The following is a 12,010-nucleotide window of genomic DNA, read 5'->3' as shown; positions in this document are numbered from 1 at the left end:
CCTGCTGAAATAGCGATGAGAGGAATCGCTTCCTCTCACCTGGAACTATTATTGAGTTGGCCTTTTACCCTTTAGTAACTAGTTACTGGTTCTCCTTTAACTGCTTATCGGAAAAACCAAACATCCAAGTTAAAACAAAAGCTATGGCAATTGCGATGATATTAACAAATAAATACAGTAAAATTTGTCCATTCAAATAGAGCAAGGTACCTGGAATAACTGTAATCGCCATCCCCGTTGCTTTTAAGCCAAAGATGGAAGCGAAAAAGCCGCCAACACCACCGCCAATAAGGCCCATCAGGAACGGTTTTCCATACCGGAGATTCACACCGAAAATGGCAGGTTCAGTTATACCCAGAAAAGCGGATAAGGAGGATGGCAGAGCCAACGCTCTCAACTTTTTGGATTTAGTCTTTAAACCTACTGCCAATGTAGCGCCACCCTGGGCAGCAACGGCAGCGGTAACAATTGCGTTGTATGGATTATTGCCCAATTTTTCAAGCAGAGATATTTCCAGCATATTGAAAACATGATGAACACCTGTTACAACGATGATTTGGTTCAAGAACCCAATCAGGAATCCGCTGATGCCAAATGGCCACTCCAAAACGGTAACTGTTGCATCCAAAATCCAGTTTTCAACTGTATGGAAGACAGGGCCTATCACAAATAATGCCAGGCTAATCATAATTAATAAAGTTAAAAATGGCGTAACAATCAAATCAAAGGCATCAGGAACACGTTTGCGAATCATCTGCTCGAGCTTGGCACCAACAATACCGGTAATAAAAGCTGGCAATACAGATCCTTGATAACCTACCACTGGAATAAACCCAAGAAACATGATTGGGTCTGCGCTCCCGCCTGCTACGTTCCAAGCATTTGGCAAGGACGGACTAACAAGCATGAGCCCCAGGACCAAACCAATAATCGGTGATCCGCCGAATACCCTGAAAGTAGACCAGGCAACAAGTGCAGGCAAAAAGATAAAAGCAGTATCAGTCAAAACTTGAGTAAATAATAGAAAGTTTTGTGATATATCATCTGGTGTCAAACCAAATAAAGCCAGGATTTGTTCCTGCATAACAAGACCGCGCAGACCCATGAATAATCCAGTTGCGACAAGAGCAGGAATGATGGGCACAAAAACATCCCCGAAAGACCGAATCGCTCTCTGGAAAACTGTCCCGCTCTGAGCTGCCTCTTTGGCTTGCTCAGATTTTGTGGAACTGCCAATCCCCAGACCTATTACTTCTTCATAAATTTTATTGACCGTACCCGTTCCAAGGATTACCTGATACTGACCAGAGTTAAAAAAGGCACCTTTTACCTTCTCAATTTCTTCTACTCTCTTTTGGTCTATTTTTTCTTTGTCCTTTACCATGATCCTTAGCCTGGTAGCACAATGGGCAGCTGATAAGATATTTTCTTGTCCGCCTGCTGCATCAATAATTTCTTTTGCAATTTGACGATTGTCAGCCATTAGTAAACACTCCTTTTTTAAAAAATTTCTTAATGAAACCAATCACCTGCGAACATGAAATCGATTTCATATAAACCTAAAAAAAATGTACTTCCATAAAATAAATTAAAAATTAAAATAAATGGAATCGATTTCATATTTCTGTAAAAATAAATCCTAAAAACATTCATTGATTTATTACATCAATGTTTATCCTTAGGCTGTAATATGAAATCGATTACACAACGATTATATACTATCTCTAACTATTAGTCTATAACCTAAAATCATCTTCTTATCATTCTTTTCATTCTTTACAATTTGATCCAGGAGCATGAAAGCCGCTTCTTCGCCCGCCCTCTGATTTTCATATTCAATTGTGGTTAATGCCGGCTGGACATATTGAGAAATATCAGCAGCACCCATACCTGAAACAGCTATTTGATTGGGAATCTTATAACCAGCTTCTTTCAAATACTGCATGGCTCCAATAGCAATTCTGTCCGTTACTGCGAATACAGCATCTGGGTAGTCATCTTTTTCAGATTGCTCCATTATTTCTTTCATCGCTTCGTAACCAGATAATATATCGAAATTTGTCTCTTTGACCCATCCCTCTCTGACTGTAAGGTTATGTTCTTTCATTGAATCCAGGAATCCTTTTTTGCGCCTTATTCCCACTGCACGGTCTGATTCATCTACACCAATGAAAGCGATGTTTTTATAGCCTTTTTCGATAATCGCTTTCGCCATTGTTTTCGAGGCTTCATAATCATCATAGGTAACACTGCATACACCTGGAATATCTTGTCCAATAGCCACAAAGGGTATTTGTAGCTGCTCGATCTCTGCCATTAGTTCCTTATTTATATTGGTAGCAATTAATACAATCCCATCAACCTGTCTGCTTTTTAACAATCGGATATATTCGATTTCCTTTTCAGGATTAAGGTTAGTTGTAGTCAGCAGGATTTGATAACCGTGCTCGCTAAATACATCATTCATACCGTCTACTACACGACTTGATGTTTCGGTACTGATTTTCGGAAGGATAACACCAATTACTTTTGTTTGTTTGGTTCGAAGTGATTTTGCATGTTGGCTGGGCACATACCCTGTTTTTTCAATTACCTCCAGCACTCGCTTTTTAGCTGCTGCACTTACATAACCCGATTCATTTAAAACTCTCGAGACTGTTGCTCTTGATACATTTGCCATCTCTGCAATTTCCTTAATGGTCAACATCAAAACATCTCCCTAACTTGCTATCAGAACCATAATACCAATGGATTGCATGATTCACAATGCCTCATATACATTTATAGATCAATTAACTTCCTGAAGCTCATTTACCGTGACGAATTTATACCCTTCTACTGTTAAATCCTTCAAAATTCCTTCGATGGTCTTAAGCTCATCTCCAGATTGATCGTACATCGGATGCAATAAAATAATGGAACCAGGCTTTACATTATCTATCACGTATTCTATTTTATCAGCAGATGTATGATAGAAGGAATCTGGTTCAAGATTCCAGGTGATGGTGTCAATATTTTGCTGATGCAAGTAATAGGGCAGTCCTATTAGTTTTTTCCCGTTAGGAGGCCGAAAGTCAATCTCCCCTTTATACCCTGCTGCTTCAATTAATTCATTTGTTCGGGTAATTTCCTTTTTGATAAAAGTCGGGGATTTCAACACCATCCTGTTATGGGAGTATGTGTGATTCCCAATTTGATGACCTGCCCTGGCTATCATTTCTGCTGCATCTGGATTTTTTTCGATTTCGTTTCCAATCAGGAAGAATGTTGCTTTAGCATCGTACTTCTTTAGTATTTGCAAAATTTCTGGCACTTGTTGTGTTGGACCATCATCAAAGGTTAATGCGACTACTTTTTCTTTGGTTTCCACCTGGGATGTTAGACCGCCAAACAGTTGAAAAGTCCTGGAATTCATTAATTTATATGTCCCAAGCAAAAAAAGGAATACGATCGTAATTATAATTCCAAGATAGACAATTCTCTTTTTCATAAGTTACCTCTTATTTCTCCCGTCATTCAGTTATGCATCAAAGCTTCTCCTTAAACAATCCGATTCGTTTGATCTCTTCCAGATGGATTTCAGACAGACCCTCAAGGATCTCCATCCCTTTAGCGGTTACATCTACAAAGACACTCCTGCCGTCTTCCGGGTTTTTCCTGCGAGAGACCAGTCCTGACTTTTCGCAGCGATCGATCAGGCCGACGCATGAATGATGGGTGATTTGCAATCGTTCTGCCAGCTCGCTCGGTGTAGCATACTCCCTTTCCGGATATCCTTTTATGGCTAGCATCAGTTGGTGCTGCTGGGCGGTTATGCCCATATTTTCAGCTGCTGTTTCACTGAACTTCTGGAACTTCCTCAATTGGTACCGAAACTCAGCAAGGTACTCATATACGTCTTTACTAAGCAAAAATTCCACCTTACTTTCTTATTGATAAATATATCTTAACACGATATAATTAAAATACAAAATATCGTAATACGATATTTACATCTAAATAAAGGGGTGCTTTTTATGGATTTTTTACAATATCTTTCTCCAAACTCTATTTCCGGAGTCATTATTTTTCTAGCTGGCAGTTTATTGACCATTTATTTGAACTTAAAAGTTTATAAGCTTTAATATGGGATTAAATCTATGAACAAGAATCGATCTTTTTTAGTAAAATAATCCTTTGTCACTTTTTTCTCGCCTAATCCATAGTTGATAGGAAATTCAAAGTTTGGACCATCAAATACAAATGAATGGAATTCTCCATTCTCTCCGCAAATATCATGTTCTTTCGGGTATTCCATGATGAATTTTCGATCATATACTTTGCCTGCGCAGGACGGCTCCAGCCTTTCTAAATCAACACATGTTAAAACCGTTTTGAAACCAAGATCAACAAAATCATGGCTTACTTCCTCTACCGGTATACCCCAGAGCGGAAAAACAGGGGTTATTCCCGATTCAGAGAATAATTCCTCCCGATACTCTCGTACATCCTGAAGATGTATATCGCCAAAGGCAATATGGGTAACGCCGTCTTTTCTCATCCCTGCTATCGCTTTACCCATTATTTCTTGATACTTTTCATCCGGACAATCCTGCGGAAGCCAGACCTCTCTTAATGGAATTCCCAATGACTCAGATTGAAGCTTCAACAGCTCATAGCGAACCCCATGAATCGATACCCGGCCGAATCCTTCTGTCAGGGTCACGAGCAATGAATCAACCTCAAAAACAGGGTTGTTTTGTATTTTGTATAATGCCAGCGTGGAGTCCTTCCCGCCACTGAATGAGATTGCTATTTTCATTTTAGTCCTCCTCTACACTGATTCGCCTTTTTGGCTGTTTGTATATCAAGTATTTCTAACAAACTACCTTTAACTTATTATACTTTATAGCATCGTGCTGTGAAATCTGCACAGTGGATCAATTCCTTATTCATATAATGAAGGGTCCACTAATACCGTATACGCCAGGTAAATCACCATACAGATCGCCATTGTGATAAATCCCCACCCGAGGATCATCTGGTCAACTACTAAGTAATTATTGCATAGCTGGTCGTTTGCTTGAATATATAACCAGCCCATTCCCAGAAAAACCACTGTGAAAAATCCAATCGTAAAATTTTTTCGATTCTTTTTGAGTTTTTTCCAGGAGTCTCTTAGAGGCACTCCCGCGAGGAAAGGCAAACTGAAGAATTTGAAAAATTCCACACTATTTGCAGTCAAGGCTTCATCCATTGTGCGCGGCAGCATCCAATAACCCATGATGATGATAAAAAGAAGGATTCCTGGGATGCCCTCTTGATTATATTTGGAAAAGAAATGAGGAAAGCGCTGCTGGAAAAACTGTCCCATGAAAAAACCGGCAATCACCAGCATCGGCATCTGCATATGCATGTGGATGATCATGACGGATTCCATTAAGTTTGCAACAGGAGGAAGCATTAAACCGATTAAAAGGGCAAGCCCGAACAAAAACTGATTCATCGTCATTTCCCCCTGTCTGCTTCTAAAGTCTCTTTCAGCCTATCTGCTGCCTCATTTACCAGTGTAAAATCCATTACATCCACTAGTGCGCCTTGACGGTCCAATAAATAAAACGCAGAATTATGAGCGAAGTTCCCATTTCCATCCGGAATCACAATGACGCCAAACTTCTTCAGCAAGGTATCCAACTGTTCCTGGTCAGGGATTCTGGCCATTCTCCATGTCTCTCCATCACTTCCGAATAAATCCTTATACTTGTTCAACGTAGCCGGATCATCATTGCCCGGGTCAAAGCTGATGCTTAAAAAGATGATATCCTTGCCTATATATTCACTGGGAAGCAGTTCGTACACCTGCGACATATTTTCTTCTAGCTTAATGCATATCGTAGTGCAGCCTGTATAGATAAAAGTGATAAATACATATTTTCCTTCAAATTCGGAAATAGAATAGGTCCGATCCTCACTATCCTCAAAGGTTACTTGTGGAAACTGGGGCTGTTCTTCAACCAGTTTTGTCACTCTTGCTGTCTCTGCTGTATAAGCTGTGAATCCGTCTGTTCCTGTATAAAATAAAAGAAGTCCAAACACCAATATAACTATACAAGATACGGCCGTTTGCCGATTTTTGATCAAATTGATCACATCCCATTTTTCAGTGGTGATTCTTATATAGGTCCTGTTTTCACATTACATTCTGACTTGAAAGAGATAGTCCTGATTTCAGGAGCTATCTCTTTGTTTACATAACAAGAAAGTAAAAAGTTTTTTGCAATTAGATTAGTGTCCAGCTACAGCGCCTAGCCCCTCGAGTCGTTTTTCTAGCTCCGGCTCCTAACTCCTCGAGACGCTTCAGTCCTGCCAATGAAGTCAAAGAGCAACTTCACTGTCAGGCCCTCCAGCGCTTGTCGGAGTTGGGCAGTCGCCTCCGCTTTTTCAGTCCTGCCAATGAAGTCAAAGAGCGACTTCACTGGCAGGCCCTCCAACGCTTGTCGGGACTGACCAAGGCGCTTTCGCTTTTCTTTTTACCAAGTCTTAAATGGCGGCGATCCTGGAGGTGCATTCATGATCATGTCTGCGATTGGCAATACATAAGCCATCGAAACAACCAATAGCATGAGCACAACCCAGATTCCCCAGCGCTCTGTCCAGTATGGCGTTTTCGACGCTCCTGCTTCCTCTTCGGCAATTGGGAATTCTGTTACTCCCTTTGGTGCGAAGAACATGAGGTTGAATACCGCATAAACTTGAAGGATGACGGCAATCAGCAATAAGCTTGCTCCAATCCCCACCGCTGCCATTAGAGGATTCCATCCAAGTTTTTCCGCAAAGTCTCCATAGGTTGTGAAGGATGTTCTCCTTGGAGAGCCAAATAGCCCTGCAGCATGCATGGAAATCGACATGATCACCATACCTATAGTCCATATGACGGTTTGAATCACTCCCAATCTATTAATGGCAGGTGTCAGCACCCGTTTTGACAGATATGGAACGAGCCAGTAACTGATGCCGAAGAAGGTCATGATGACAGACATTCCAAGTGTTAAGTGGAAATGGCCTACCACCCACATTGTATTGTGTATAACCTGGTCCAATTGGTTCGTGCTTTGTGCAATTCCGCCAGCTCCAGCGGGAATGAATGCTACCATGGCGATAAACGGCGACAGGAATCGTACATCGCCCCATGGCATCTTTTTATACCAGCCAACTAAACCCTTTCCGCCTTTCGCTCTTGCAGTACGTTCAAAAACCCTGAACATCGCGTATGCGGTCATTAAAGATGGAAATCCGATTGCAAGGCTCATGAACACGTGCATATATTTAATCGACTCCGAAATACCGGGGTCAATGATCTGATGGTGGAATCCGCCGGTAATGTTCATAATTACTAACGGAATGACAACCATACGTGTTAAGAGATCATTCCAACGGTGTCCGCCGATTATTTTTGGTACGATGACATACCATGCAGAGACAGCTGTCAGATACCAAATGTTAACGGCAGTATGGCCAAATGCCCAGAAAAGTGTACGCGCCAGCAATACGTTTATGCCGTCTGTCCAGCCAAGTGTCCATGGAATGATCATGAAAAGGACTTCCACTGCAACAAAAGCTGTTGCGCCGACTAACAGGACGAAGACACCTGTTGCAAAGAAGGCGAGGATCGGGAGGTGTTGTCCCTTGTGATTCCTTCTCCAGTTCGCAACCTGTGTAAACGCTCCCAAAGCTAGCATCCAGATGCCCAATACAATGAATACCAAGCCAAAGTAAAACATTGGTGATGCGGCCATTGGCGGATAGAAGGTGTACATGACCGACGCTTCATTCTTTAAAATTGGAATGACGACCAAAACAAATCCGAATATCTTCATCCAAAAACCGATCCATGCCATTTTCCTTACTTTAGGCAGCAATCCTCCCAGCGTGTGAGAGAGTCCGGCATAAAAATACCCAATCGTGAAGAATGCCGATAATACAACGACTAACAAGATTCCATGGGCCGTAAGCACCTGATAATAGTTAAGCCATGGCGGCAATTGCAGGACACCCGCTCGATTCAGGCCTTGAAGCAAGCCCAGGAAACCGCCAAGCAGCAATGCGATGAACGCAATAGATAAGTATGATTTCGAGATTCTTGCATCTTCCTGGCTAATTCCTAATACTTGATTAGTTTTTTGTTTAAATGAAGTTGAGTTTACTGCAGACTGCATATTTTTTCCCCCCTTTTATTTAACGATGATTTTCGTGCTCATGGCCTGGTGCCCGGCACCGCAATATTCATTGCATAGCACCAAATATTCACCTGGTTCATCAAACTTCTGAGATATTTTTTGGATATGACCCGGCATAACCATTGCGTTCAAATTCGTATTTGCCACCTGGAAACCATGGACAACATCTTTTGACGTTAAAGTGAAAAGGACTGTAGAACCGGCAGGAACTTCGATTTCCATTGGTGTAAAACTAAATACCTGAAGCGTCATGACAACTTCGTACTCGTTTTCACCAATTTGTTTTATTCCCGGCTCATCAAATGGAGCTGTTTCATCGACCTTTTGCGGATCAATCGTTTCTTTATGGCTTGGCGGCCCCATTCCTAATGCCACTGCCTGGTACCCAGTAAAAATCATGAATCCCATGATCATTCCAAAACTTAAAAACAGCCAGATTTTTTCATCTAAATGCATTTTTTCTCTCCCCCTTCTAGACTCTTGCCATATAAAGTCCGAATAGAATAAAGTAGGTAGCAAGAATCACTGCTCCCACTACGCCAACCGATATCCAGGTCCCTACCTTTGTTTTCTCGTGATTTGTAACCTCCACGATTTCACCCTGAACTTCTTCCTGGCCACTTCTGTCTGTAACTTTCAACCAAATCCCCTCCTTTGATTTCTTACCTTCATCTTAATTGCGAATGATTATCAATGTAGTGAGTCAAATCACATATCAAACCCCTGGGAGTACTAGAAATTTAACTTTTTTTAGGAGCGGTTCAAATTTACTCAAATAAAAACCCCCGCTGTTGTGACGAGGGTTTTTAACAGTAATTTGTCATTTCATGAAAAAACTATAGCTCGATTCACTCCCTTTAATATGCTGGGGCGGGCGAACCTCTTAGAGTAGTTAAGAATCAGTTTATTTGTTTTCAAAAGAGGGTAAACAATCATCTATCATGAAAGCCTGCCAGGTTTTTTCCTTCATGGGATTTTTAAATTTCCTAACACATCAATATTTCAACAGGAGGATTTCATATGTTTAAGGATATTTTGACATCAGAAGAACATAATTTAGTAAAAGAATTAAAATATAAGGTTATTGATGTGACGAATAAAAATGAAAGAGAATCAATTTATGGCGAAATCAATGCCATTTTTGCACAGGCAAAAACTCGCTTTCTATCGAGTATTAGTAATTAGTCTGTATTAATTTCACCACTGACAAGAGGCAGGAAAACCAATTGGTTTTCCTGCCTCTTGTCTTAACTGATGTTCATGATGTATTTATTCTAATAATCCGGCTTCTCTTAAATACTTCCGTGCTGTCTCTTCAGCCGACTTCCCTTCTACATTCACCTGATAATTCATTTTCCGCATTTCATCATCGGTGATTTTACCCTCGAGCTTGTTAAGTGCCTCGACGATTTCGGGATATTTTTCTGCTGTTTCAGCTCTCATGAGAGGGGCTCCCTGATATGGAGGGAATAAGTTTTTATCATCTTCAAGTACGACCAGCTTGTAGCGCTGGAGCTCACTGTCGGTGGAGTAGGCATCCACCAGGTTGATTTCCCCGCTTTTTATCGCTCCGTACCTAAGTTTTGGCTCCATAGTGGTCAAGCTTGGCAGATTCAGATTATAAAGCTTCTGGATTCCTTTGTAGCCATCTTCCCGATCTGAAAACTCAAGCGTGAAGCCAGCTTTTAATGATGTTTCAATCGATTTCAAGTCAGATATGGTTTTCAAGTCCTTTTCCTTTGCCAATTGTTCCGGAACGGCTAAAGCATAGGTGTTGTTGTAATCCATCGGCCGAAGCATATCCATGTCGAACTCTTTTTTCATCCCTTCTTTTGCCTGCTGATATACTTCTTGGCGGCTTGTACTCTCGGCTGTTTCTTTTAAAAATTCCGAGATGGCCGTGCCGGTAAATTCCGGATAAATATCAATATCTCCATTTTTCAATGCGGTGAAAACAAAAGATGTTTTTCCCAGTCCCGGCTTCAGCTGTACCGAATGGTCCGTTTCTTCTTCGATCAGGAGCTTGTACATATTGATCAGAATTTCCGGTTCCGATCCCAGCTTTCCGGCGATGACAAGTTCGTCTTCATTTTTCCCGCCGAGGAATGGAATGGCCATCATGAGGATTACGGCTAATGAAATGGCCCCAATTGTTACAAGTGATTTTTTAAAAGAAACCGTTTCAAACCTTCTAAGCACGAGGTCGAACAGGATCGCAAGAAGGGCAGCGGGTATGGCCCCAAGAACGATTAATGCCGTGTTATTACGATCGATTCCGAGGAGGATCAGGTCACCTAGCCCACCGGCTCCAATCAGGGCTGCAATCGTTGCTGTTCCAACGATCAAGACCATCGCTGTCCGGATTCCAGCCATAATGACCGGCATCGCCAATGGAAGTTCCACTTTCATCAAACGCCGCTTGCTGTTCATTCCCATGGCCCGGGCAGCTTCAATTAACGCGGGATCTACCTCATTGATTCCTGTATATGTATTCCTTAAAATCGGAAGAAGTGCATACGCCACTAGGGCAATGATTGCCGGGACTTTGCCAATTCCGAACAGAGGAATCAACAGTCCGAGCAATGCAAGTGAAGGAATTGTTTGCAGCACCGCAGTTACTCCTATGATTCCTTCTGATATCCGCTTCCTTCTTGTCAGGAAAATACCGAGCGGAATGGCGATTAACACTGCGAAGAATAGCGCAATGAAAGAAATCTGGATATGTTCGAGCAGGGCACTTAAAAGTTCATCTTTTCTTTCTGCAAAAGTGGAAGTCCAGCCGTTCATTTCATCGCCTCCATTCGGCCAGATAAAATCTGGATCATCCCCTGTCGGTCAATGGTACCGATTTTTTCATCACCATCAACAACCGCTAGCTGTTCATGCTCACTCAATAACACGAGGATTCCATTGATCGACACCTTGCGGGAAATGACAGGAAGGTGCTCCATCTCCATAGGATTCGCAGGATGAACAGCTTCAATGATATCCACCATTTTCCCCTTAGATTGGTCAATCCCGACAAACTCACGGACAAAGTCATTCGCAGGCTGTTGCAGCAGTTCTTCCGGGGATCCTGTCTGGACAACTTCCCCATTCCTCATCAGGCAAATCCGGTCACCAAGCTTCAATGCCTCGCTCATATCATGGGTCACGAATACGATCGTTTTCTTTATGTTGTTTTGCAATTGAATCAGGTCATCCTGAAGTTTTTCCCTGCTCAATGGGTCCAATGCGCTGAATGGCTCGTCCATTAAAATGATCGGCGGATTGGCAGCAAGCGCCCGGGCTACGCCAATCCTTTGCTGCTGCCCTCCGGATAGTTCATGGGGCAGCCTTTTACGATAGGTTTTCGGGTCAAGTCCAACCATATCCAACAATTCATCGATCCGGTGACTGATTTTATTCTGATCCCATTTCTTCATCTCTGGGACGACCGCTATATTTTCTTCGATCGTCATATGCGGAAACAAGGCAATCTGCTGAAGCACATACCCAATATCCCAGCGAAGCTCGTGAATATCATAGTCACTGATCATCTTATCCTTGATCCTTATGTAGCCGGCCGTAAGCGGAATCAGCCGATTGATCATTTTTAAAGTCGTCGTCTTACCGGAGCCGCTCGGACCGATCAGGACAAGCAATTCCCCTTCGTTAATATGTAAATTAAAATTCTTCACCGCATAGGTTCCATCGTCATATTTCTTTGCGACATTTTCAAAGCTGATCACTTTTTCACCCCTAAGTTTTCTTGTCTAATTTTTACTATTAGTGTTAACACTTTCATCAGTTCT

13 protein-coding genes are annotated in these 12,010 nt (G+C 42.0%); 1 reads left to right on the top strand and 12 read right to left on the bottom strand.

Going from position 1 to position 12,010, the window contains the following annotated elements; translation table 11 throughout:
• Positions 1 to 82: 82 nt before the first annotated feature.
• The 10 genes from M3593_RS19025 to M3593_RS18980 form a co-directional block, all read right to left on the bottom strand.
• Positions 83 to 1,483 (bottom strand): sucrose-specific PTS transporter subunit IIBC, encoded by a 1,401-nt coding sequence (locus M3593_RS19025; RefSeq protein WP_251544297.1) that lies wholly within the window; start codon positions 1,481 to 1,483, stop codon positions 83 to 85.
• Between the two features lie 228 nt (positions 1,484 to 1,711).
• Positions 1,712 to 2,707, bottom strand: coding sequence for a LacI family DNA-binding transcriptional regulator (locus M3593_RS19020; RefSeq protein ID WP_251544299.1), 996 nt, complete (start codon positions 2,705 to 2,707; stop codon positions 1,712 to 1,714).
• 81 nt (positions 2,708 to 2,788) lie between these two features.
• A complete protein-coding gene (locus M3593_RS19015; protein ID WP_144478881.1) occupies positions 2,789 to 3,490 on the bottom strand; it encodes a polysaccharide deacetylase family protein in 702 nt (233 codons plus the stop codon).
• 37 nt (positions 3,491 to 3,527) lie between these two features.
• Positions 3,528 to 3,920, bottom strand: a complete 393-nt coding sequence (locus M3593_RS19010) for a MarR family winged helix-turn-helix transcriptional regulator (protein ID WP_144478879.1) — start codon at positions 3,918 to 3,920, stop codon at positions 3,528 to 3,530.
• A 200-nt stretch (positions 3,921 to 4,120) separates the two neighbouring features.
• A complete protein-coding gene (locus M3593_RS19005) occupies positions 4,121 to 4,801 on the bottom strand; it encodes a Dph6-related ATP pyrophosphatase (RefSeq protein ID WP_251544301.1) in 681 nt (226 codons plus the stop codon).
• 126 nt (positions 4,802 to 4,927) lie between these two features.
• Entirely contained in the window at positions 4,928 to 5,485 is a 558-nt protein-coding gene (locus tag M3593_RS19000) for a hypothetical protein (RefSeq protein WP_144478875.1), read from the bottom strand.
• A 2-nt stretch (positions 5,486 to 5,487) separates the two neighbouring features.
• A complete protein-coding gene (locus M3593_RS18995; protein ID WP_251544303.1) occupies positions 5,488 to 6,120 on the bottom strand; it encodes an SCO family protein in 633 nt (210 codons plus the stop codon).
• 389 nt (positions 6,121 to 6,509) lie between these two features.
• The gene (locus M3593_RS18990; RefSeq protein WP_144478871.1) at positions 6,510 to 8,195 is read right to left on the bottom strand and encodes a cbb3-type cytochrome c oxidase subunit I; all 1,686 of its coding nucleotides are present in this window, start codon (positions 8,193 to 8,195) and stop codon (positions 6,510 to 6,512) included.
• Positions 8,196 to 8,210: 15 nt separating this feature from the next.
• A complete protein-coding gene (locus M3593_RS18985) occupies positions 8,211 to 8,672 on the bottom strand; it encodes a cytochrome c oxidase subunit II (protein ID WP_251544305.1) in 462 nt (153 codons plus the stop codon).
• Positions 8,673 to 8,688: 16 nt separating this feature from the next.
• On the bottom strand, positions 8,689 to 8,856 hold the full coding sequence (locus M3593_RS18980) for a hypothetical protein (protein ID WP_186326811.1): 168 nt from the start codon (positions 8,854 to 8,856) through the stop codon (positions 8,689 to 8,691).
• Between the two features lie 380 nt (positions 8,857 to 9,236).
• On the opposite strand from M3593_RS18980, the gene M3593_RS18975 reads away from it, so the two are divergent.
• The gene (locus M3593_RS18975; RefSeq protein ID WP_251544307.1) at positions 9,237 to 9,401 is read left to right on the top strand and encodes a hypothetical protein; all 165 of its coding nucleotides are present in this window, start codon (positions 9,237 to 9,239) and stop codon (positions 9,399 to 9,401) included.
• An 84-nt stretch (positions 9,402 to 9,485) separates the two neighbouring features.
• Here M3593_RS18975 and opuFB read toward each other — a convergent pair whose 3' ends face one another.
• Together opuFB and M3593_RS18965 are read right to left on the bottom strand one after the other, a co-directional pair.
• A complete protein-coding gene (gene opuFB, locus M3593_RS18970) occupies positions 9,486 to 11,003 on the bottom strand; it encodes an osmoprotectant update ABC transporter permease/substrate-binding subunit OpuFB (protein WP_251544309.1) in 1,518 nt (505 codons plus the stop codon).
• The gene (locus tag M3593_RS18965; protein WP_251544310.1) at positions 11,000 to 11,947 is read right to left on the bottom strand and encodes an ABC transporter ATP-binding protein; all 948 of its coding nucleotides are present in this window, start codon (positions 11,945 to 11,947) and stop codon (positions 11,000 to 11,002) included. Before M3593_RS18965 ends, opuFB begins: the two co-directional genes overlap by 4 nt.
• Positions 11,948 to 12,010: the final 63 nt, after the last annotated feature.

This window comes from Mesobacillus sp. MER 48, from assembly GCF_023714225.1.
GTDB lineage: Bacteria > Bacillota > Bacilli > Bacillales > Cytobacillaceae > Mesobacillus > Mesobacillus oceanisediminis_A.
The sequence above is the reverse complement of the archived record's forward strand: the minus strand, read 5'-3'. Positions and strand labels throughout refer to the sequence as shown.

What these genes read in the sequence shown, in the direction of transcription:
- M3593_RS19025 (WP_251544297.1), bottom strand. Translation starts at nt 1,483, where the DNA reads ATGGCTGACAATCGTCAAATTGCAAAAGAAATTATTGATGCAGCAGGC.
- M3593_RS19020 (WP_251544299.1), bottom strand. Translation starts at nt 2,707, where the DNA reads ATGTTGACCATTAAGGAAATTGCAGAGATGGCAAATGTATCAAGAGCA.
- M3593_RS19015 (WP_144478881.1), bottom strand. Translation starts at nt 3,490, where the DNA reads ATGAAAAAGAGAATTGTCTATCTTGGAATTATAATTACGATCGTATTC.
- M3593_RS19005 (WP_251544301.1), bottom strand. Translation starts at nt 4,801, where the DNA reads ATGAAAATAGCAATCTCATTCAGTGGCGGGAAGGACTCCACGCTGGCA.
- M3593_RS19000 (WP_144478875.1), bottom strand. Translation starts at nt 5,485, where the DNA reads ATGAATCAGTTTTTGTTCGGGCTTGCCCTTTTAATCGGTTTAATGCTT.
- M3593_RS18990 (WP_144478871.1), bottom strand. Translation starts at nt 8,195, where the DNA reads ATGCAGTCTGCAGTAAACTCAACTTCATTTAAACAAAAAACTAATCAA.
- M3593_RS18985 (WP_251544305.1), bottom strand. Translation starts at nt 8,672, where the DNA reads ATGCATTTAGATGAAAAAATCTGGCTGTTTTTAAGTTTTGGAATGATC.
- M3593_RS18975 (WP_251544307.1), top strand. Translation starts at nt 9,237, where the DNA reads ATGTTTAAGGATATTTTGACATCAGAAGAACATAATTTAGTAAAAGAA.
- opuFB (WP_251544309.1), bottom strand. Translation starts at nt 11,003, where the DNA reads ATGAACGGCTGGACTTCCACTTTTGCAGAAAGAAAAGATGAACTTTTA.